Annotated in this window: 1 protein-coding gene; it reads left to right on the top strand. The window is 53.2% G+C overall.

Annotated elements, in window-relative coordinates:
- Nucleotides 1-618 (top strand): hypothetical protein (locus K5Q92_RS23895; RefSeq protein ID WP_220771262.1); only part of this gene is annotated, 618 nt, incomplete at both ends.

The following is a 618-nucleotide window of genomic DNA, read 5'->3' as shown; positions in this document are numbered from 1 at the left end:
GACGAGGGAAGGGGGGCCGGTAGGAGGGAGGAAGGAAGAGGGAGGAAAGAGGGAGAGAGGAGAAAGAGGGGGGGGAAGGGGAAAGAGAAGGGAGAGGGGAAGGAGGAGAGAAAAGAAAAGAAGAAAGAGAGAAAAGAAAGGGAAGAGAAGGAGGGGAAAAAGGGGGAGGGGGGGAAGAGAGAAAAAGAGAAAAAAAGGGAAAAAGGGAGAGGGGAGAGAGAGAGAGAGAAGGGAAAGAAGAGAAAAAGAGGGAGAAGAGGGAGAAGGGAGGAAAAAGGAGAAAAGAGGGAAAGAGGAGAAAAGGAAGGGGGAAGGGAAGAGGGGGAAGAGGAGAGGAGAGGAAAAAAGAAGGGAGAGGAAAGGAGGGGAAGAAGAGGGGGGAAGGGGGAGAGAGAGAGAAGGGGGGAGAGAGAGAAAACACACCCCGAGAGGAGAAGAGGGGAGAGGGGAAAAGAAGAAGGGGAAGGAAAAAGAGGGGAAGAAAGGGAGGAGGGGAGGAAGAGGCGGGACCAGAGCAGCAAAGGGAAAGAGGAAACGGCAGGGAAAAAAGCAGAGAACGAGATCGGAGAGACCAGGGAACCAGCCAGGGAGAGAAGAGAAAAGGAAGCTAAAGAGCAT

The organism is Shewanella sp. MBTL60-007 (assembly GCF_019654915.1).
Taxonomy (GTDB): domain Bacteria; phylum Pseudomonadota; class Gammaproteobacteria; order Enterobacterales; family Shewanellaceae; genus Shewanella.
The sequence above is the reverse complement of the archived record's forward strand: the minus strand, read 5'-3'. Positions and strand labels throughout refer to the sequence as shown.